We start from the raw sequence: 19,583 nt of genomic DNA on the forward strand, positions 1-19,583 counted from the left end.
TACTTCTCTCAAGCGACAACTATATCAGTATATCACAGGTGCTTTCGCTTGTCAACACTTTTTTGAAACTTTTTTAATCTTTTTTCATCAAGTGTTCCACACCACAACATACCATAGTCCGTACGGGATTCGAACCCGTGTTACCGCCGTGAAAAGGCGGTGTCTTAACCCCTTGACCAACGGACCAGAGCTGTTATTTTCAACTCTTACTATTATACCGACTTTTCAAACTTTGTCAACTACTTTTTAAACTTTTTATGTTTTTTTCTTTTTTTTGCATAGCTTCTTACCGAGTACGGATATCAAACTCTTTAAACACAATACGTAAGTCTCTTAATACTCTTTGACGCCCTCGGAAGCGTTCATGTCTTAAGATGCGTTCTAACTCTTCTTGTTTATCTTTACTTTGTTTGCTTCTATAATTTCTTAGTGTCTCATGAAAGAGATAATAATCATCTAGACACAGACCTCCCTCACTGATACGATGACTAATCTCACCTACTTCTTCATAGGGTTCTTTATCATATCTACGCTTCTGACTTTCTTGCTTACGGATATAGTCTAGAATTCGATTCCGGAACTTAGTCTTAAAATATTTCCTTAAACGAGGAATATCTTCTATTATTCCTTCTTCTCTACTAATCAATTCATGTAAGCAAATCATCCCCTCTTGGTCCCAATCCGATAGTTCCCATAAATGAAGGTAATATTCATTTCTACACTTATATACAATCCCCTGGACTTCTTCATATAATTCTTTAAACATAACGTCCCCCTTTCTAGATACAGTCTAACAAATAAAAAAGCTAATTCGGTTCTTTTCTCCGTTCTGTTCCCTACACCGTCTCAACTGCACAAAAAAGAGAGGACATGCCTCTCTCAGGGTTATAATTCTGCAATTTGGTTTAGGTTTACTTCTGCAACTGTGTCATTACCAAACATAGAGATAATCATCTTCACTTTATTGTTATCAATCTCTGTAATCTTACCAGTATAGTCTGCAAAAGCACCATCAATGATACGTACAGTTTGACCAACTTCAACATGAATATCAAACTCTTGTACAGTTTGTCCCATAGAAATCAAGATATCACGGATTTCTTGTTCCAATAATGGAGTTGGTTTTGATCTATTTCCGTGAGATCCGACAAATCCTGTAACGTTTGGTGTGTTTCGAACAACAAACCAAGCTTCATCTGTCATCACCATTTCCACAAGAACATAACCTGGAAAGCGATTTTCTTCTACTTCTTTTCTCTTTCCATTTTTTTCAACTTGCACTGTTTGTGTTGGAATTTCAACACGTAAAATATTATCCAACATATTGTAGGTTTGTGCACGTTGTAATAGATTTTCTTTTACCTTATTTTCATAACCAGAATAGGTTTGTAAGACAAACCATCCTTTATCAAAACTATCCATGATACTTCCTTTCATAATAGAAGATTTCTAGCGTGAATAACTCCACAGGTCTTCTAAAAAATGTTAATAAATCGAATCAAACCTGAAACAATCAACTTGTCAAAAATATAAATAATCACAACAAAGAAAGCAGTGTATTCCATGATAGAACGAAAATCTCTCCAGCTTTCCTTGCGAGTTGGCCATGTTGTGTCTTTAAGAAGTCTAAAAATATCTCCAATAAAACGCATCGCTCTCTCCTATCTCGTTTCTCTGTGTGTAGTGTACTTACCACAATGTTTACAAAATTTATTTACTTCTAGTCGTGTTGGCTTGGGGTTTCCGCTGATCTTGATTGAATAGTTTCTCGAACCACAAACCGCACAAGCTAGGCTTGCTTTTTTTAATGCCATAACGCCTCCATCTTATCTATTATAACAAGAAAGCTAGGCTTTGACAAGCATCTTAACGAAATAGATTGACTACCGAATCCCATATCGTTTGAGCCTTTTCCTTAATTTTAGCATCCGAGATAGCACGGCTAGCCTCATCTACCAGATTTTGTGCACGACTTCTAATATCAGAAAGGCTATTATCCGCCTGATTTTCTTCATTACTCTGTACTTGATTTCTTGTATTGGCTGGTGCAATTCCATTTTGCTTATAAGCATTTTCAACTGTAAAGGTACTTCCTGGCGTATAAGGTAAAATGGTATTTGCAATGTTTCTAAAGACATGGGCTGCACCGTTTGAAGTAGATCCTGCTAGATAGTGGCTTTCATCAGTGGTAGGGAAACCAAGCCAGTGACTAATCACTACATCCGGAGTATAACCAATTACCCACTGGTCACTTGTGTATTCAGGATTGAAAACAGCTTCAGTTGTTCCAGTTTTTCCTGCCATGACATAATCTGCAGGAGATGAACTAATACCGGTACCGTTGGTGAATGTCCCCAACATCATACTGGTCATCTTATCAGCTACAGACTTATCAATCACCCGTTTTTGTGAATTTTTATGGCTCGCAATGACCTGACCACTAGCATTTTCAATTCTACTAATAAAATGAGCTTCCGGCATTAAACCTTCATTTGCAAAGGCAGCATATGCTTGAGCCATTTGAAGAGGGTTGGTTTCAACACCGCTTCCCAAGGCGACACCAAGAACACGATCGACCTTTTCCATGTTGAGTCCGAATTTTTCGCCCGCCTCAAAAGCCTTATCAACGCCCAAATCATTAACAGTGGCAACAGCAGGCAGATTAAGCGATTCTGCCAAGGCTTGATACATAGGAACTTCTCGACTCGTTTTGATCCCTGCATAGTTATCAACCTTATAGCTGTCATACTGCATGGTATGGTTATCCAACTGCTTATTCAAAGCCCAGCCAGCTTCAACTGCCGGCGTATAAACAACTAAAGGCTTAATTGTAGAACCAGGGCTACGTTTTGATTGAGTTGCATAGTTGAAATTCCGGAATCCAGTTTTATCATTGCCAGCAACCTGACCGACAACTCCACGAACTCCACCTGTTTTCGGTTCGAGAGCTACACTTCCTGATTGAGCAAATGTTCCATCCTCTGCCCTAGGAAATAGAGCTGTATTTTCATAGACAACCTGCATATTTGCTTGGTAGTTTTGGTCCAGCTCTGTGTAAATGCGGTAGCCATTATTTACGATTTCTTCCTCTGTTAGATTATACTTGGAAACAGCTTCATTAACAACCGCATCAAAGTAAGAAGGATAGCGGTAATCTGAGATTTTTCCCTCATACTTATCGTGCAATTGCGAAGTCATATCAACTTCTGCTGCTTCGGTTTCTTGGTTTTTATCAATGTAACCCGCTGCAAGCATATTCTGCAAAACAGTATCGCGACGATTGGTAGAATCTTCTACAGAATTCAAAGGATTATACAGTTCCGGCCCCTTTAGCATTCCTGCCAGAGTCGCAGCTTGATCCAGACTCACTTCTGATGCAGAAACTCCAAAGTATTTCTTACTCGCATCTTCTACACCCCACACACCATTTCCAAAATAAGCGTTGTTAAGGTACATGGTTAGAATTTGATCCTTACTATATTTTTTTGTTAATTCTAAGGCAAGGAAAAATTCTTTCGCTTTTCTCTCAACAGTTTGATCCTGTGACAAATAAGCGTTTTTAGCTAGCTGTTGGGTAATAGTAGATCCACCACCTGAACGGCCAGCTGTTACAATAGCCAAGAAGAAACGACCATAGTTAATCCCGTCATTTTTATAGAAAGAACGGTCTTCTGTCGCAATAACGGCATTCTGCAAATTTTTACTGATATCAGTCAGTTCAACATAGGTTCCTTTTTGACCAGACAAGGCACCAGCCTCCTTTTCTTCACGGTCAAAAATAAGAGTTCGAGTTTTCAAGGCATTTTGCAAATCATTGACATTGGTTGACTTGGCTACAGCAAACAAATAGGTTCCAACTAGCAAGCCTGCACTCAAACCTAGTATAAGGACAATCTTTGTTAGATGATAGCGACGCCAGAATTTTCGAATTGGACCCACTTGGGCTAATTTTTTTCTATCACTGCGAGAACGACGCAAGCTAGTAGACCCAGAATCCTCTGATTCACTTGTTTCTTTTTTAAAAAGAGAAAGAAATTTCTCGAATAATTTATCTAATTTCATGCGTTTATTTTATCATCTTCATCATAGGAAGACAAGAATTTAGCTATTTCCTATCAAAATAGGGCTTTTTTTGTTACAATATCTGTATGCAATTCACATTTACATTACCAGACTCTCTACCTCAAATGACGGTAAAGCAATTACTTGAGGAACAACTCCTCATTCCTAGAAAAATCCGGCATTTTTTGAGAATCAAGAAACATATTTTAATTAATCAGCGAGAAGTTCGCTGGAACGAGATGGTAAATCCTGGAGATATTTGCCAGTTAACGTTTGACAAGGAAGATTATCCCGAAAAAGAAATCCCTTGGGGCAATCCTAACCTCGTTCAAGAGGTTTATCAAGATCAACACTTGATTATTGTCAACAAACCAGAGGGGATGAAAACGCATGGTAATCAGCCAAACGAAATCGCCCTTCTTAACCATGTCAGTGCCTATGTTGGCCAAACCTGCTATGTCGTTCATCGTCTGGACATGGAAACCAGTGGTTTGGTTCTCTTTGCCAAAAATCCTTTTATCCTGCCTATTCTCAATCGCTTACTGGAGAAAAAAGAGATTTCTAGGGAATATTGGGCACAGGTCGACGGACATATCAACAGCAAAGAACTTGTTTTCAAAGACAAAATTGGACGTGATCGCCATGATCGCAGAAAGCGAATAGTTGATACAAAAAATGGACAATATGCTGAAACGCATGTAAGCAGATTAAAGCAATTCCCAGACAAAACTTCCTTGGTTCGTTGCAAACTAAAGACAGGGCGAACCCATCAGATTCGTGTGCACCTTTCGCATCATAACTTCCCTATTTTAGGCGACCCTCTCTATAATAGTAAATCAAAAACAAGTCGGCTTATGCTCCACGCCTTTCGACTGTCCTTTACCCATCCGCTTACTCTAGAGAAATTAAGCTTCACTACCCTATCAGATACTTTTGAAAAAGAGTTAAAAAAGAATGGATGATAGCGTCATCCATTTTTAAATATTTAAAAAGCAAGACCAGAGGTCTTGCTTTTTATCGACTCAAGAATTATTTAGCGATTTTTGCGAAGTATTCAAGAGTACGAACAAGTTGTGCAGTGTATGACATTTCGTTGTCGTACCATGATACAACTTTAACCAATTGTTTACCGTCAACATCAAGAACTTTAGTTTGAGTTGCGTCAAACAATGAACCGTAAGACATACCTAGGATATCTGAAGATACGATTGGATCTTCAGTGTATCCGTATGATTCGTTTGAAGCTGCTTTCATAGCTGCGTTCACTTCGTCAACAGTAACGTTCTTTTCAAGAACTGCTACCAACTCAGTTACAGAACCTGCTGGAACAGGAACACGTTGAGCAGCTCCGTCCAATTTACCGTTCAATTCTGGGATTACAAGACCGATAGCTTTTGCAGCACCAGTTGAGTTAGGAACGATGTTTACAGCACCAGCGCGAGCACGGCGAAGGTCACCACCACGGTGTGGTCCGTCAAGGATCATTTGGTCACCAGTGTAAGCGTGGATAGTAGTCATCAATCCTTCAACAACACCAAAGTTGTCTTGAAGAGCTTTAGCCATTGGAGCCAAGCAGTTTGTAGTACATGAAGCACCTGAGATAACTGTTTCAGTACCGTCAAGAACGTCGTGGTTAGTGTTGAATACGACTGTTTTAACATCTGATCCACCAGGAGCAGTGATAACAACTTTTTTAGCTCCACCAGCGTGCAAGTGTTTTTCAGCAGCTGCTTTCTTAGCAAAGAAACCAGTAGCTTCAAGAACGATTTCTACACCGTCGTTAGCCCAGTCGATTTGTTCTGGATCACGTTCAGCAGAAACTTTGATGAATTTACCGTTAACTTCAAATCCACCTTCTTTAACTTCAACAGTACCGTCGAAACGACCTTGAGTTGTGTCGTATTTCAACAAGTGTGCAAGCATAACTGGATCTGTAAGGTCGTTGATGCGTGTAACTTCAACACCTTCTACGTTTTGGATACGACGGAAAGCAAGACGACCGATACGTCCGAAACCGTTAATACCAACTTTAACTACCATTAGTGATTTCCTCCTTATGAAAATCATGAAATTTTTATTGTGAAAAGAGTAACTTGAATCACTACAAATCACCTTTCAACAAACCTATTATATAACTATTTAAGTTTAATTGCAAGTACGGGCATTGTTTTTCTATGTTAGTTTCTTTTTTAAACTGTAAATCAAGGAATCCCTTACTATTCATATCGTAGCGATTCTACAGGATCCATTTTACTAATTTTACGTGCTGGGAAGTAGGCTGAGACATAACCAAGTAATAGAGCGAAAGCTAGAGTTCCTAAAACAGATAACAAATTTAATTCAAAAACCTTAGTGATGGATGGATAAAAGTGATTTACAACCGCATTCGCCAAACTTCCCACCCCTTGTGCAACCAAAAAGGCCAGTAACAAGGCGATGCCTACAATCCAGATAGCCTCGTAAATAAAAATCCCTTTGACATCATGATTTTGATAACCAACTGCCTTCATGACACCTATTTCCTTAGAACGTTGCATGATATTGATGTAAATAATGATACCAATCATGACCGCTGCTACCACAATAGCTTGTGATGAAAGCACAATCAACAATCCCTGAATGACACGAATAAAGGTAATCACAATATCAAGAACCTTCTGTTGAGAAAGAACGGTATACTTCTTATTTTTCTGTAATTCTTCTGTTACCGTTTTTGTCTGTGATGGATCTTTGAGTTCCAAGATAAAATAAGATACAGCTTTTGTAAATCCAGCCTCTTTCAAAATCGTTTCCATTTGATGAGACGGCATGAAACTGTTGCTGTCCTCCATGTCATCTTCATCATTGATCACACGCACAATCTTCGTTTGAAATTGAGCAGTCTTGCTAGCCTCGGCAGCATTTTCTACAATGCTGGCTGAGACTGATTTGCCAATAACATCACTAGCTGTCAGATTGTTTCCTGTCTGTTCATTCCAATTTTTAAGTAAACTGATTGGAATTGTCAAACCCTGTTCATTTGCATCCGTATAGAGGGATCCAGCTACCACTTTGTCCTTTTCATTACTACTAACAGAAATACTTGTATCCTCATAGAGACTCACTACTTGAGCATAAGAAGGCATCGTTTGACTCAGATCCATTTCTTGCCCATCTATAGTCATATTTGACATGGTCATCCCAAAAGGACTCTCCAAATATTTAATAGCTTCTTTCCCAACTGTATCCGTGATATAGTTCTTATCGTCTTGGTTCAAAAAGCCTCGTCCAACATTTTTTGTGTTTAAAGCAATCTGAACTTGAGAAGGAATTTGACCTCCATTCGTATTTTCATCAATCATCGAAATCAAAGCATTTCCCAAGCCAAAAGAAATTAAGACTCCTACAAAACCGATTGAGGTTGCTAGCGCAATCAATAGGTTACGCCATTTTCTTTCCATAAAGTTATTTAAAGAAAGTTTGAATTTATTTTTCAATGATAATCCTTTATTTTTTGACTTCTTCAACGACTTCACCATCCTTCATTTTGATAATCACGTCTGCATATTCCGCAACCTCTGGATTATGGGTTACGATCAATACTGTTTTCCCTGTTTGGGCTAAATTTTTAAATACTTCCAATACCATTTCTTGGGATTGAGAATCCAGCGAACCCGTTGGCTCATCTGCTACAATCATATCTGGCTGATTTACCAGTGCACGCGCGATTGCTACACGTTGCTTTTGCCCACCAGAAAGCTGTTTAACATTTTTAGCAATAAAAGGCTCCATGCCCAAGTTACTTAATTGCTCCTTTGCAATCATTGTCATCTCCCTGTCAGATAAATCTTTGACATAGAGAGGTAGCTTGACATTGTCCAAGACAGATTGATGAGGAATGAGGTTGAAGTTTTGAAACACAAATCCAATCTTGTTTTTACGAAATTGAGTTAGTTCAATCTCTGATAAGTCACGGAGAGATTCCCCTTTAAATTCTAAAACTCCTTCATATTGTCTATCTAGACCACTGATGATGTTTAGCAAGCTAGTTTTGCCACAGCCTGACGGCCCGTAAATCGCTGTAATTTTACCTCTTGCGATTTGCAGGTTTATATTCTTTAAAGCCTGTTCTTGATGTTTACCGTCCAAAGTGTAAAACTTTGAAATATTTTTAATGGATAAAATGGACATTCTTTCCCCCTTGTTTAAAACTGTTATCGTCATACACCATACTGATAGAAAATCCTTCAAGCTACATCAGCACTGATTTCCCCTATGGGCCTACTACTTAGAGTTTTCTCTCTATTGCCTAGTTTGCTTCTGGATGTATATCAAGTAAAATTCATTGTAACAAAAAAGCGGCATTCCCTCAATGACAGAAATGTCACTCCTATAAACTCTTTAACGATATCTTTCTAGATCCTCGGCCCATTCATTATCTAAACTAACGAGTAACTTCCCATTGCCAAACATCCTTGCCATCATTTTTGCTTCTTCATACTTTTGTTTGGCTGTATCATAATCCATCTGAATATAATATTTCCACTCCACCATCAAGACAATCGGTTGTTTTTGAAAATCTCGTGTTTTTTGCCCTATTTTATTTAAGGTCTCGACTGCCCTCTTAAAATAATGAAGCAACCCCATAACCTCTATACAAGTTAAAGAAGCTAACAAGGAGTCTCTAAGTAAGTCCAAACAATCGAACTCTATCTTATCAACCTGAGAACTTAATTTGTCATGAAAATAAAGAATAGTTTCATGCTCAGACTTTTTTATCTCACCCTCGTTTAAACCATCCATTAACTGACAAAGAAAATACAGTCTCAATTTCAACAATTCCTCAGCCTTATATACATCTCTGGATAGTAAGTCTTGAAGACTGTCCTCAATCACACCACTTCCGTATAAAGAATTACTAGTCGCTCTCACTGCATCTATTGCCTGAAGGCAGTCCACTATCATCTTCTCATCACGGGGCAGGTCATCATAAAAACACTCGAAAATCTCATCAAAATATTCTTCCTTTTGTTCTTGCAACTCCTTGTCTCCATAGTCAGGGTGATGTAAAAGAAAGTACTTTAATTCTTGGTAGCGTTTAGGCAGTTCCTTATAATCTGGCATCAAGACGTAGGATGGAATTTCTAATCTATCTGCAATATATTCTAGTGTTTTTATAGTCGGTCGAAATTCTCCTTTTTCGATTCTCACCAACTGACGCACTGATAATTCAGACTCATCCCCACAAAAAACTGGACGACTAAGTCCTTTCTCCTCTCTTAAAAGTCGCACTTTATCCCCTAACTCATTTATCTTGTTCATTTGCCCCTCGCATGATTATAAAAGATTTGATTTTCAAATAAATATATGCGATGATTATACCATTTTTCAAATAGAATTACAAAAAAAGAGACAGGGATTCCCTGCCTCTAGGCTGATAAACAATTATTTACGGCGTCCTGGTCTTTCTTTGTAGCCATAGTAAGAATCTTCGATGATTTCTTGCATATGGTCAACCATTGGAAGGCGTGGGTTAGCTGGTGAACATTGGTCTTCGTAAGCAAGGAAGGCTAATTCACGTGAATGTTCTTTCCATTCTTTTTCGTCGATACCTTGTGCTTTGAAGTTCATTTGGATACCTACGCGCTCACCAAGTTCGTAGACAGCTTTTGCGTAAGACTCCACACCTTCTTCTGGAGTAGAAGCTGGAAGTCCAAGCATGCGTGCGATATCTTGGTATTTTTCATCTGCACGGTAGTAGTTGTACTTAGGCCATGTTGCTGTCTTAGCTGGACGTGTACCGTTGTAGCGGATGACGTATGGAAGCAAGATAGCATTTGTACGACCGTGGATTGTGTGGAATTGGGCACCAATCTTATGTGCCATTGAGTGAGAAATACCTAGGAAGGCATTGGCAAAGGCCATACCAGCGATTGTTGAAGCGTTATGCATTTTCTCACGTGAGTGGAAGTCTGCATTCTTAACTGAGCTTTCAAGATTTTCGAATACAAGTTTGATTGCTTGAAGTGCAAGTCCATCAGTATAGTCGCTAGCCATTTGTGATACGTAAGCTTCAGTCGCGTGGGTCAATACGTCCATACCAGTATCAGCAGCTACAAATCCAGGAACTGTCAATACCAAAGCAGGGTCTACGATTGCCACAGTTGGTGTCAATGAGTAGTCAGCGATTGGATATTTACGGTTGTTTGCTTTATCAGAGATAACAGCAAATGGTGTTACTTCAGATCCTGTACCAGATGTAGTTGGGATAGCGATGAATTTAGTCTTCTTACCAAGCAATGGGAACTTGAAGGCGCGTTTACGGATATCCATGAATTTTTGTACAAGGTCACGGAAGTCCACTTCTGGTTGCTCGTAGAAGAGCCACATTACTTTAGCAGCATCCATTGGTGAACCACCACCGAGAGCGATGATTGTATCTGGTTTGAAGGCACGCATGATTTCAGTACCACGTTCAACTGTAGTGATATCTGGATCTGGTTCTACATCAGCAAAGATTTGGTAAACAACCTTATTGCGACGAAGGTCAAGTTGTTCGATGATACGATCAAGGAAACCAAGCTCTACCATGGCATGGTCAGTAACGATCATGACACGTTCAACGTCACGACATTTTTGAAGGTATTGAATTGAATCACGTTCAAAGTATGTTTTTGAAGGAAGTTTCATCCATTGCATGTTATTTCTCCGTCTTCCGACTTTTTTGATATTCAAGAGGTTAATGGCACTAACGTTATCCCCAACTGAGTTACGTCCGTAAGAACCACATCCGAGTGTCAATGATGGCAAGAAGGCATTGTAAACGTCCCCGATACCACCGAAAGTAGAAGGTGAGTTACAGATAACACGAATAGCTTTAACAGCTTTACCAAATTCTTTAGTCAATTCTTCATCAGCTGTGTGGATAGCTGCTGAGTGGCCAAGACCGTTAAATTCAACCATTTGACGAGCCTTAGTAATACCATCTTCACGGCTTTCAGATTTCAAAACTGCGATAACTGGTGATAATTTTTCACGAGTCAATGGCTCATTTTCGCCAACTTCTTTACATTCTGCAGCAAGAATGTTTGTTCCTTCTGGAACTGTAAATCCTGCTTGTTCTGCAATCCAGGTTGCTGGTTTACCAACGATGTCAGCGTTCAATTTTGCACCAGCACAGTTTTTGCTATTTGCTTTCACGCCGAAGCAGAATTCTTCAAGAAGTGCTTTTTCTTTTTTGTTTACAAAGTAAGTGTGATATGATTTGAACTCTGCTACAAATTCATCATAAATTTCTTTATCAATGATAACCGCTTGTTCAGATGCACAGACCATACCATTATCAAATGATTTAGACATAACGATATCGTGTGCTGCTTGACGGATGTTTGCTGATTTTTCAACATAAGCTGGAACGTTTCCGGCACCTACCCCAAGAGCTGGTTTACCACATGAGTATGCAGCTTTAACCATGGCATTACCACCTGTTGCAAGGATTGTTGCAACACCTTCGTGGTTCATAAGGGCACTTGTTGCTTCCATAGATGGTTCAGTGATCCACTGTACGCAGTTTTCAGGAGCTCCAGCTGCGATAGCTGCATCGCGAACGATACGAGCTGCATGAGCAGATGATTCTTGTGCTGATGGATGGAAAGCAAAGACGATTGGGTTACGTGTCTTCAATGAAATCAATGATTTGAAGATTGCTGTTGATGTTGGGTTTGTTGTTGGAGTGATACCACAGACAACACCAACTGGTTCTGCGATAAGAGTCAAACCTGTTACATCGTCTTCTTCGATAACGCCAACTGTCTTAGTGTGACGCATGTTGTTTACTACGTGTTCACAAGCAAACAAGTTCTTAGTTGCTTTATCTTCAAATACACCACGTCCTGTTTCTTCATAGGCATGTATAGCCAATTCTCCGTGGGCATCCAAAGCTGCCACTGACGCTTTAGCTACGATATAGTCAACCTGTTCTTGGTCGAGTTTACGCATTTCCTCAAGGGCAACTAGAGCTTTTTGCACCAATCCATCAACATGCTTCTCAGCAGCGAGTTTCTTTTCCTCTGGTGTCACAGTTTTTTTATCAGCCATATTTTCCTCCATAGCTTTCAAGGATCGATATCCTTTGTTAATTTTTTCACAAGTTTATTATAACGCATTATTTCAACTTTGTAAACAGTTTCATAAACATTTCACAAAGAATTTTTTATTGTTTGTGAATTTTTTCTCATTTTCTTTACTTATCAAGTTTTTTCTTTAGAGTTTGTGAAATGAATTTCAAATATTTTTTTATTTCACAAGCTTGATTGGAAGAGGAACTTGGAAAGAGATAGATTTTCTAGTAAGCGCTTACTTTTAGATGATAACAATACCTCCTTTGATAAGGAGGCTTTATTTTTGTTGAAAAACGCCTTGTTTAAAAGTCCCTTCATAAACAACTTCTTGTTCTGTTGTTAGTTTTCCTTTTCCTTCAGCCTGACCATTTACAAAATCGCCTTCGTAGGTCCAGCCTTCTTTAGATTGAAAGGTACCTTTTCCGTTGAAGGCTCCATTGTTGAAACCACCTGTATATTGGTCCCCATTTTGGAAGGTAATGGTTCCTTGGCCATTCATTTTACCACGTACAAGACTGCCGTCGTAAACAATCGTTCCATTATCAAGCTTTAGAACGCCTTTTCCGGGAATATTTAGAAAAAAGACGAGTACGGCACAAAAAACAATGGTAACTACTGCCAAAAGCTCTAAACGTGGACGAGTCAGATAGACACGATACTTTTCGTAAAAATTCTTAAGATTTTCCATCTTCACTCTCCTTCTCTAAACGTTCTAACCATGCTTGACACCCCTCTTGAACACGCTGATAGGTTTCCTCAAAATCTCCTGTATACCAAGGATCTGGAACACTTTCAGATGCAAATGAGTAAATCTTATCTTGACAGTCTACTGGACACATCTGACGTAGGTCAGAAACATTTGAAGCGTCCATTCCGATAATATAATCAAAGGCTTCAAAATCTTCCTTACTAATCTGAAGCGATGTCTTGCCTTTATCATAAGGAATCTCATACTGTTGAAAAATCCCTTGAGTTCCCTTATGAATCGGATTGCCATGTTCCCAAGAAGAAGTCGCTCGACTTTGGATTTCATAATTATCTGTCATTGATTTCATAACAAACTCAGCCATAGGACTACGGCAAATATTCCCCAGACAGACAAAGACTAGTTTTTTCATCCCATTTCCTTTCTTTTATAGAAAAACGGGAGTTAGTAATCCCGTCTTATTTTTCAATTGCGCCTTCTAGTGAAGCTGTTTCTTTCAGCGGTAATACGGTCTTGATAGCAGCTAGTTCAAAAGTCAAGTAAACTCCATCTACATCAAGAACAATCGTTCTCTTCTCCGTATCTACTTCATCGACTGTTCCGTAAAGTCCACCGATTGTAATCACTTCATAGCCTTTTTGTAGTTTATTTAAGCTTTCCATACGTTTTTGTGCTTGTTTCTTTTGAGAGCGTTGCATAAAAAACATCAAGGCAAACATCGCTACAAGCATAATTAAAAATGTATAATTTGGATTCATTTTCTTCTCCTTTGTCTTTTACATAGGACTACTATATCAAATTTCAGCTACTTTTACAAGATTGTACCTTGCTTTTCTAGTAAGAAAAACCAGAGCTTGCGCTCTGATTCTTAGGGTTATTTCAAATTTTGAACGACTTTTACAAGATTTTCAACAGTAAAGCCATATTCTGCCAATACTTTTGGTGCTGGAGCAGAGGCTCCGAAGGTATCAATACCTAGAACGGCACCATCTAGTCCAACATATTTGTACCAGTTTTGAGTTGCACCCATTTCGACTGCGACACGACGACGAACTGCATTTGGAAGAATTTCTTCCTTGTATGCTGCATGTTGTTTATCAAAGACATCTGTAGATGGCATGCTGACTACGCGGACTTTTGCACCTTGACTAGCCAATTCTTTAGCAGCTGAGACAGCAAGATTAACCTCTGAACCTGTCGCAATCAAGATGGTATCAAAGTCTGATGCATTTTCATAGACAACATAGGCACCTTTTGCAACCTTGTCGAAGTCTGTTCCTTCTTCAACAGTCAAGTTTTGACGTGTCAATACAAGGGCAGTTGGTGTTTTTTCGCTTGTCACTGCAAGGTACCAAGCTGCTTGCGTTTCACGCGCATCTGCTGGACGGAAAACATTCAGATTTGGCATGGCACGAAGACCTGCTAAATGCTCAACTGGTTCGTGAGTCGGACCGTCTTCCCCAACCGCAATAGAATCGTGGGTAAAGACATAAGTCACAGGAAGTCCTTGTAAGGCTGACAAGCGAACAGCTGCCTTCACATAGTCAGAGAAGACGAAGAAAGTTCCACCGTATACACGAAGTCCACCGTGAAGGGCCATCCCGTTCAAGATAGTTCCCATGGCAAATTCACGAACACCAAACTGAATGTTACGGTTCAAGCGATTGGTATCATCTTGAAGTCCATCAGTCTTGATATAAGTCATGTTTGAGTGAGCTAGGTCAGCTGATCCACCTAAGAAGGTTGGTAACTTAGCTGCCACAACGTTCAAAGCATCCTGACTCGAGTTACGAGTTGCTTGAGAGAAGCCATTTTCTAAGGCTGGGAAGTCTGCTGGAGTCACTTCAACTGGATCGCGCCCTTCGATAATTGCTTCCAATTCTGCAGCCAATTCTGGATGCGCTTCTTTGTAATCTGCGACTAGTTTTGCCCATGCTTCATAAGCTGATGCACCACGGTCTGCAACATGTTCTTTGAAATCAGCATATACTTGTTCTGGGATTTCAAATGGTTCGTAGTCCCAACCAAGGGCTTGACGAGTTGCTGCAGTTTCATCTGCTCCAAGAGGAGCACCGTGTACGGCATTAGTTCCTTGTTTGTTTGGAGAACCGTATCCAATAACAGTCTTCACTTCAATCAAAGATGGTTTGCCTGAAGCTTTAGCTGTTTCGATAGCTGCATGGATTGCTTCCAAGTCTGTTCCATCTTCAACCAAGGCAGTATGCCAACCGTAGGCATTGTAACGGTCACGAACACTTTCTGTAAAGGAATCTTTTGTCTCACCATCCAAGTTGATGTCATTTGAATCATAAAGAACAACCAACTTGTCTAGTTTTTGCAAACCTGCGTATGAAGCTGCCTCGCTTGAGACACCTTCCATCAAGTCTCCATCTCCACAGATAACGTAAGTATAGTGGTCAAAGATATTGTAGCCTTCACGGTTATACTTAGCTGCCAAGAAACGTTCTGCCTGGGCAAAACCAGTGGCAGTTGAAATACCTTGCCCTAGAGGACCTGTTGTAGCATCAATCCCTGCTGTATGACCAAATTCTGGGTGACCTGGTGTTTTTGAACCCCACTGACGGAAGCTCTTAATCTCATCCATGCTGACATCTTCAAAACCAGAAAGGTGAAGAAGGGCATAAAGAAGCATTGAACCATGACCTGCTGAAAGAATAAAGCGGTCGCGGTTGATCCAGTTTGGTTTAGCTGGATTGATACGAAGTTGTTTTGTAAAGAGGCTGTAAGCCATCGGAGCCGCTCCCATAACCACACCTGGGTGACCTGAGTTGGCTTTATTAATGGCGTCAATACCTAGGAAACGAATTGCATTAACAGATAGATTTGACATAGAATTTCCTTTCTATTTGAGGTGATTATTGTATCACACATTCTATTTTACTATTATATGAAAATTATCCGTATCATGCAACATACGGATAACCTCCAAAGAATATTTTTATATTATAGCAAAGCTTTAAATTGAATGTTAGAGTCTTGTTCAAAACAATCATCAAAACCACGTGGATGATGGTATTCTACTAAGTGTTGATCTTGAGGATAAGTGTACTTACCGCCGACTTCCCAGATAAATGGATGGAAATCGTATTGCAAGCGATCTTTTCTCATTTTCCAAAGTTCTAGAATCTCATTAGTGGAAGCCATGAAGTTAGACCAGATATCATAGTGAACTGGGATAATGACTTTGGTACGCAGATTTTCTGCCATACGAAGAAGGTCGATAGATGTCATTTTATCTTGGATACCTACCGGATTTTCACCATAGTTATTCAAAGCAACATCAATTTTAAAGTCTTTACCATGTTTTGCAAAATAGTTTGAGAAGTGAGAATCTGCACCATGATAGATGGTTCCACCTGGTGTTTCAAAGATATAGTTAACAGCCTTTTGAGCCATTTCTTCATCTGTAACAGTTAAGCCAGCAAGTTCACCGCCTGTCTCATCAGCACCGTTCACTGGGAGAGTTACCAAACAAGTACGGTCAAATGATTCTACTGCATGAATCTTCATATCTTTTAATTCGATAGTGTCACCTGGTTTAACAACGATGATACGTTCTTTTGGAACACCCCATCCTTCCCAGATTCGTCCACAGTGGTAAGGACCGATAAACTTAACATGCTCTAACTTCGGATTGTTGAGAATTGCTGCAGCTGTGTATGGGTCGATATGATCACTATGGAAGTGTGAAACTAAGTAATAATCTAGTTCGTTGATAGCAAATGGATCGATAACCATTGGCTGAACACGCAAGTTTGGTTGCAACTTACGAACACCTGCCATATTTGCCATTTGGTGCCCACGAACCATATCTTTCACTTTTTTGGTTGATTTTCCACGGTTTGACCAAAGGTCCATGACAACGTTAGCACCACCTGGTGTCTTAATCCAAGTACCACAGTTGCCTAGCCACCACATGGCAAAATTGCCTTCAGGTACGACTTCTTCTTCGATTTCTTCGTTCAACCATGTTCCCCACTCTGGGAAAGTAGCTAAAATCCATGACTCTCTTGTAATTTCTTTGACATTTGGCATATGTTGCCTCCTTTGGATATAATTGTTATCTTTGAGATTAGTATACCACCCTTCAAAACACTAAAAAAGACCAAGAAAAACACAGGTTTGTGTTCATCATTGGACTGTCCTTCAAATATCTTCCAAAAAAGCTTGAACTACTATTTCTTGATTTATAAGTGTTTGAACCTCTTCTTGGAACTTACTAGCCAACTTGCTGTCTACAATATAAGACGAAATAAGACTAGAAAGATTTTCACTGAAACTTTTGCTCTCATTACGAAATATATTGTGTTTAAGATAGTCTAGCATTTTCAAAATATCTTCTGCTTCAAGGATAGGATTAACCCTTAAAATCGGAAATCTGCTATCCAAATCATCATTAGTAGTAATCACTACATCAACTTGTGCAATATCTTCCACACTCTTAAATTGTTCTGTTGTAAATACAGTGCCAATTTGCTCATTTGGAAAATAAAGTTTGCATTGTTTCAGCAAAAGTCTCGAAACCGCAACACCTTCATCACAAACGAGATAAACTTTTTTCATATTTTTTTGAGACGATGGTGTATACTTTAAAAATCCTCCAATATGAATCGTCAAATAGGCAATATCATCGTCTGTTAGCCGAATAAACCATGCTCCTTCTAAAATTTCCGCAGATTTTCTAGTGACTAAAAATAATTCTCCATACTTGGATCGAATTTGTTTTGTTAGAGGATTTTTAGAAAAAATACCGTACGTCTTTCTAAATAACAAGGCTTTACAGTGGATCATCAAATTTCGTAACAAATCATCCTTGTTCTCAATCTCCATTCGGATTTGTGATTCAAAATACCAGATAAATTCTTCTAAAGCAAGTTTTAATTGCCGAAAATCATCACTTTCTGCATGAATATCCAAATCTTTACGATAGGAGAGGAGAAGAACAGCTACAAGAGAAACTTCAAGTTCTGACAAAGAAATTTCAAACTTTTGAAACAACCGCTCTCCTAATTTCTTAGACACCTGATACTCTATTCTTTTTCTTATCAAAGAAAATTCTTTCTCTATATCCTGATGTCTTTCTTGATACTGTTCAACATTATGACAGCTTAACAGCAAATAAGGTAGAACCTGCAACATAAAAGTTACTTCATGATGGTTTATTTTCTTCCCTAAATCTTGTTCAACTAAAGGAACCTGTTCCTTAAAAAATTGGTTCATTTCAACAGAAAGCAAACACTCACCATCTAACCTCTCTTTCATCTTATCTTCTAAAATAGATACAAAAGTGGCATTTTCTTCCATAAAAATATGATATAGAAGCGATTGAAGATACTGAATTTTATTAAGGGGGTGGGCATGAAGATGGTATCCCTGTGACTTGCTCACTTGCAAGGTCACCTGATATTGTTCCAAAGTTAGTTGATAACGAATACTATTCAAATCATTGAGAACAGTATTCCTAGACACCTCTGTTAACTCCATCAATTTTTCAATCGTAATACGTTCTTTAGAAATACCTATCCATAGTAACATTATCATCATACGTTCATGCGCACTCATGATATAATCGTACGAATCTACTTCCGATAATAGTTCACAACAAGCATCTCTCTGCTCTTCCGTTAAGTGAATACCAATTCGTGGAATACTAATGATATGAAGCGCCTCGTCACCCAAAGCAGCATTGATTTTGTCAATGTGATAATAAATTTTCCTTCTTGACTCTTTCAAATCTTTTGAAATCGCCATAATCGTTTTGGACGTTTCTTGATCCATCAAATATTGAAGTAAATCACAACTTGCCTTATCCAGTACCATATTTCATACTCCTCTATCAATCAACTGCCTTGAAAACAACTTTATAATAGTATCACATTCACTAACGCATTTCAATTATCAACAGTAGTCTCTTAATAACGAATACTTACAATTACAAAAGCGAGGCTTGGATCGAAAGGTCCTAGCCTCTTTTCAATTCAATTTCTTATTTCTTTTGACCGTAATAAGCATTTGGTCCATGCTTACGTTGGTAGTGTTTTTCTAGAATGTACTGAGGAGCAGGTTCAACTCTTGGATTGATTTGTTCTGTAAAGCGATTCATCTTTGATACTTCCTCTAGTACGACAGAGTGATAAACAGCATTCTCTGGATTTTTTCCCCAGGTGAATGGACCGTGATTGCGTACAACAATACCTGGTACTTCAACAGGATTGAGACCACGACGCTCAAATTCTTCTACGATAACCAAGCCAGTATCTTTTTCATAGGCTACTTCTACTTCATCTTTGGTCAAACTACGAGCGCAAGGGATTGAACCGTAGAAATAATCTGCATGGGTTGTTCCATAGAAAGGAATATCACGTCCAGCCTGTGCCCAACCAACTGCTTCTGTCGAATGGGTGTGTACCACACTAGCAATCTCTTGCCATGCCTTATATAACTGCACATGAGTTGGGAGGTCAGAAGATGGTCTTAAATCTCCTTCTAGAACTTGGCCATCCAAGTCCGTCACCACCATGTTTTCAGGTGTCAATTCGTCATAATCTACGCCTGATGGTTTAATAACAATGACACCTAGTTCGCGATTGACTTCCGATACATTTCCCCAGGTAAATTTAACAAGTCCATGTTTTGGTAATGATTGATTGGCATTACAGACTCGTTTACGCATATCGTTTATTACTTGATTCATC

At 39.1% G+C, this 19,583-nt stretch carries 18 protein-coding genes and 1 tRNA gene; 1 reads left to right on the plus strand and 18 read right to left on the minus strand.

Annotated features, from left to right (window positions below; translation table 11 throughout):
- Nucleotides 1-114: 114 nt before the first annotated feature.
- From ACLNCP_RS09320 to pbp2a, 6 genes are all read right to left on the minus strand, one after another.
- Nucleotides 115-186, minus strand: a tRNA-Glu gene (locus ACLNCP_RS09320).
- A gap of 100 nt (nucleotides 187-286) precedes the next feature.
- Nucleotides 287-766: a sigma-70 family RNA polymerase sigma factor gene (locus tag ACLNCP_RS09325; RefSeq protein WP_084930219.1), complete on the minus strand. Its 480-nt coding sequence runs from the start codon at nucleotides 764-766 to the stop codon at nucleotides 287-289.
- A gap of 119 nt (nucleotides 767-885) precedes the next feature.
- Entirely contained in the window at nucleotides 886-1,422 is a 537-nt protein-coding gene (gene nusG, locus ACLNCP_RS09330; protein WP_084930218.1) for a transcription termination/antitermination protein NusG, read from the minus strand.
- A gap of 53 nt (nucleotides 1,423-1,475) precedes the next feature.
- Entirely contained in the window at nucleotides 1,476-1,652 is a 177-nt protein-coding gene (gene secE, locus ACLNCP_RS09335) for a preprotein translocase subunit SecE (protein ID WP_001210990.1), read from the minus strand.
- 9 nt (nucleotides 1,653-1,661) lie between these two features.
- Complete coding sequence (gene rpmG, locus ACLNCP_RS09340) at nucleotides 1,662-1,814, minus strand: 50S ribosomal protein L33 (protein WP_001809375.1); 153 nt, start codon at nucleotides 1,812-1,814, stop codon at nucleotides 1,662-1,664.
- Nucleotides 1,815-1,866: 52 nt separating this feature from the next.
- Nucleotides 1,867-4,062, minus strand: a complete 2,196-nt coding sequence (gene pbp2a / locus ACLNCP_RS09345; RefSeq protein ID WP_424844357.1) for a penicillin-binding protein PBP2A — start codon at nucleotides 4,060-4,062, stop codon at nucleotides 1,867-1,869.
- Between the two features lie 86 nt (nucleotides 4,063-4,148).
- On the opposite strand from pbp2a, the gene ACLNCP_RS09350 reads away from it, so the two are divergent.
- Complete coding sequence (locus ACLNCP_RS09350) at nucleotides 4,149-5,024, plus strand: RluA family pseudouridine synthase (protein WP_078238586.1); 876 nt, start codon at nucleotides 4,149-4,151, stop codon at nucleotides 5,022-5,024.
- Nucleotides 5,025-5,091: 67 nt separating this feature from the next.
- Here ACLNCP_RS09350 and gap read toward each other — a convergent pair whose 3' ends face one another.
- The 12 genes from gap to ACLNCP_RS09410 form a co-directional block, all read right to left on the minus strand.
- Nucleotides 5,092-6,102, minus strand: a complete 1,011-nt coding sequence (gap, locus tag ACLNCP_RS09355; protein ID WP_424844358.1) for a type I glyceraldehyde-3-phosphate dehydrogenase — start codon at nucleotides 6,100-6,102, stop codon at nucleotides 5,092-5,094.
- Between the two features lie 176 nt (nucleotides 6,103-6,278).
- On the minus strand, nucleotides 6,279-7,580 hold the full coding sequence (locus ACLNCP_RS09360; protein ID WP_162837269.1) for an ABC transporter permease: 1,302 nt from the start codon (nucleotides 7,578-7,580) through the stop codon (nucleotides 6,279-6,281).
- On the minus strand, nucleotides 7,549-8,232 hold the full coding sequence (locus ACLNCP_RS09365; protein ID WP_424844359.1) for an ABC transporter ATP-binding protein: 684 nt from the start codon (nucleotides 8,230-8,232) through the stop codon (nucleotides 7,549-7,551). Before ACLNCP_RS09365 ends, ACLNCP_RS09360 begins: the two co-directional genes overlap by 32 nt.
- Nucleotides 8,233-8,442: 210 nt before the next feature.
- Nucleotides 8,443-9,363, minus strand: coding sequence for a helix-turn-helix domain-containing protein (locus ACLNCP_RS09370; RefSeq protein ID WP_020903611.1), 921 nt, complete (start codon nucleotides 9,361-9,363; stop codon nucleotides 8,443-8,445).
- Between the two features lie 123 nt (nucleotides 9,364-9,486).
- Nucleotides 9,487-12,138 carry a bifunctional acetaldehyde-CoA/alcohol dehydrogenase gene (gene adhE, locus ACLNCP_RS09375; RefSeq protein ID WP_424844360.1) on the minus strand — a complete coding sequence of 884 codons (2,652 nt, stop codon included), beginning with the start codon at nucleotides 12,136-12,138 and terminating at the stop codon, nucleotides 9,487-9,489.
- 300 nt (nucleotides 12,139-12,438) lie between these two features.
- Nucleotides 12,439-12,849, minus strand: a complete 411-nt coding sequence (locus ACLNCP_RS09380) for an MORN repeat-containing protein (protein ID WP_020902388.1) — start codon at nucleotides 12,847-12,849, stop codon at nucleotides 12,439-12,441.
- Nucleotides 12,836-13,279 carry a low molecular weight protein-tyrosine-phosphatase gene (locus tag ACLNCP_RS09385; RefSeq protein ID WP_020903613.1) on the minus strand — a complete coding sequence of 148 codons (444 nt, stop codon included), beginning with the start codon at nucleotides 13,277-13,279 and terminating at the stop codon, nucleotides 12,836-12,838. The genes ACLNCP_RS09380 and ACLNCP_RS09385 overlap by 14 nt, the downstream gene beginning before the upstream one ends.
- A 46-nt stretch (nucleotides 13,280-13,325) precedes the next feature.
- Complete coding sequence (yajC, locus tag ACLNCP_RS09390; RefSeq protein WP_004257425.1) at nucleotides 13,326-13,625, minus strand: preprotein translocase subunit YajC; 300 nt, start codon at nucleotides 13,623-13,625, stop codon at nucleotides 13,326-13,328.
- A 116-nt stretch (nucleotides 13,626-13,741) separates the two neighbouring features.
- The gene (gene tkt, locus ACLNCP_RS09395; RefSeq protein WP_424844361.1) at nucleotides 13,742-15,718 is read right to left on the minus strand and encodes a transketolase; all 1,977 of its coding nucleotides are present in this window, start codon (nucleotides 15,716-15,718) and stop codon (nucleotides 13,742-13,744) included.
- 113 nt (nucleotides 15,719-15,831) lie between these two features.
- Nucleotides 15,832-16,923, minus strand: coding sequence for an L-ascorbate 6-phosphate lactonase (gene ulaG / locus ACLNCP_RS09400; protein WP_424844362.1), 1,092 nt, complete (start codon nucleotides 16,921-16,923; stop codon nucleotides 15,832-15,834).
- Between the two features lie 111 nt (nucleotides 16,924-17,034).
- Nucleotides 17,035-18,708, minus strand: coding sequence for a BglG family transcription antiterminator (locus tag ACLNCP_RS09405; RefSeq protein WP_000242091.1), 1,674 nt, complete (start codon nucleotides 18,706-18,708; stop codon nucleotides 17,035-17,037).
- A gap of 166 nt (nucleotides 18,709-18,874) precedes the next feature.
- Nucleotides 18,875-19,582, minus strand: a complete 708-nt coding sequence (locus ACLNCP_RS09410) for an L-ribulose-5-phosphate 4-epimerase (protein WP_424844363.1) — start codon at nucleotides 19,580-19,582, stop codon at nucleotides 18,875-18,877.
- Nucleotide 19,583: the final 1 nt, after the last annotated feature.

Source organism: Streptococcus sp. CL6.35 (assembly GCF_049737915.1).
In the GTDB taxonomy this organism is placed as follows: Bacteria; Bacillota; Bacilli; order Lactobacillales; family Streptococcaceae; genus Streptococcus.